Genomic DNA, 2126 nt, shown 5'->3' on the forward strand with positions numbered 1-2126 from the left:
CCCGCCGGTGACGGTTTTCCTGAGTGACGACGATCATGTGCGGCACGGTTAGTCCCGCCAAACCGATGAACACGACCTGCAGAATCTGCTCGCTCAGGGCGCCGTCGGGGCCGAGCCAGACCAGCACTGCGCTCACTACAATGATGGGCACCACGGTGTAAACCATCACCATCAGGGCCGACAACCGTCCACCACCACGTTCGGCGCGGAACCCCGCCTTCAGGTGCCGAAAGCTGTGCAGCGCGCAGAAATACAGCAGAAAGAAGACGAGCGGATCTGTTGCGAGCGCGAGCATGGTCGCGAGCAGAATTTCAATGCTTTCGTGCGCCCGACTTCGCAGGGCAACCAGGGCTGCGATCAGCAAGCTGGCCAGGGCGAGCGGCCCAAGCCACTCTTGCACGTTGGCCACTATCGCGCCTCCGTCTCCGGCCAGCACCACGTAAGCGGCACTCACCTGCGCGGGATGTGACAGCGCCGGGACAGTGAGCAGTCCGAAGCCGGCGAGAAACCGCAGCCAAACCGCCCGGTCGGCATTCCAATCGGACCCAAAGTGCACAGCAGACACGAGCAGGAACGTGACCAGGCTCGCCACCGGAGCGATCAGCCAAAGCAACACAACGCCGATCACAACGAGAATGTACGCCAGGTTGAATCCGGCGAAACCCAGTGGGGTGCGCCACAGTCCGACACGGCGTGCGATCAGCGGATCGAGGGCGCCGTGGGGCAGGCCCAGGATCCCGACCAGCACCCCGAGGAGCACGACCTGAATCGTGGGCGAGGGCAGTGGCAGGCCCAACCCGAGCACGACCAAGGTGACCAAGGCGAGGCTGGCGAACACCACCGTCTCGACGGGCACCCGGCGCCACCGCGGCCTGACGCGGGCGGACCCCGTTTGAGACGGAGCTGTTTGGCCGGTCATCCCTGCTCGCTCGTGCTCGTGCTTGGCGTTGCGGTGACGTCCGCGGCGACCGGCACGGCCGGTGCAGGGCTGAACACGGTGGGCGCGGCCAGCTGGGCGATGAAGGGGCTCCACGGCAGGCTGGAGATGATGCGCGCGTAGTCTGCGGCCCGCGCACCATCACTGAGGAAACGCACCAGTGCGGCCGGGGGAACGCCGCGGGCGAGGGCGAGAAAATACTCTGCGGTGCGTTCCGGGTGCGCCCGAACAGCCTGCAGAAAAATGCGATCGAAGGTGCGTCGCAGTCGCGGTTCTTCCGGATGTCCCATGGCTTCCCGCCCCGCGAGAAGGCGTTCCGTGCACAGCTGGGCCCAACGTGCAATGCGTAAGAACCCGTAGCCCGAAGCAGCTCGCAGCGCACCGCCGGCGTTGCCAGCATGCACCACGCCGGTGATTGGCGGCGCGGCCTGGCGGCCCAGTCCCATGGCCAGCACGCCGCCCTCGCTTCGTACCCGGTGGGCGTCAGCCAAGCCGAGCCCGTTTAGCACCCGATCCAGCTCTAGGACCAAGCGGTCCCGGTCGATCGGCGCCGTGCCGAACCGCGTCCATTCCACGATCGCGCGGTTCGGTCCCAGCGGCAAGGCATACACAAAACCCAAGCCCTCGGCGTCGGACGCGAGGGACCCCATCAGCGTCACCTCGTCAGGGTCGAACGGCAGCGGACAGTCACGTTCCAGTTCGAGTCCCACGAAGCTCTGGTACAGCATCGTTGCCGCAGCGCGGGGCCGGGTATCAATCACCTGACGCGCCAACAGCGTGCCCGCGCTGGACTCCACCCGAACACCGCCCGAAACCGCCGTAACCGTGCCGGCACGCACCCCGAGGCAAAGCTCGACGCGCGGCGACTCGGCAATGTCGGCCTGCGCGCTTACGTAGAAATCGCTGCCCCGAACGTACTGGTACGCCAGCCCGGGCACCTGGTGCCGAACGGTCAAGCCCGCCGCATCGGAAAAAGTCCATGTTTTCCAACGTCGCGAGACCAAATGTGACAGATCATGCTGTTCCGGTCGCCAAAAACACCAGCTGCGATCGTCTCGATAGGCCGTGCGAGGTTCCAGCAGCACGACGCGCGGGCCGGAACGCTTCCGAGCTAACCGGGCCGCCAAAGAGAGCCCGGCCAAACCCGCGCCCAGTATCACGAGGTCAGCGTCCACTTCATGAATCATCC

2 protein-coding genes are annotated in these 2126 nt (G+C 65.9%); both read right to left on the minus strand.

Annotated elements, in window-relative coordinates; all coding sequences use genetic code 11:
- Positions 1-856, minus strand: an 856-nt coding sequence (locus CXY83_RS00050; RefSeq protein ID WP_104195415.1) for a Brp/Blh family beta-carotene 15,15'-dioxygenase, incomplete at its 3' end; no start/stop codon positions are given.
- A 59-nt stretch (positions 857-915) separates the two neighbouring features.
- Positions 916-2126, minus strand: a 1211-nt coding sequence (locus CXY83_RS00055; protein WP_104195416.1) for a lycopene cyclase family protein, incomplete at its 5' end; no start/stop codon positions are given.

The organism is Cryobacterium sp. M15 (assembly GCF_002929675.1).
GTDB lineage: Bacteria > Actinomycetota > Actinomycetes > Actinomycetales > Microbacteriaceae > Cryobacterium > Cryobacterium lyxosi.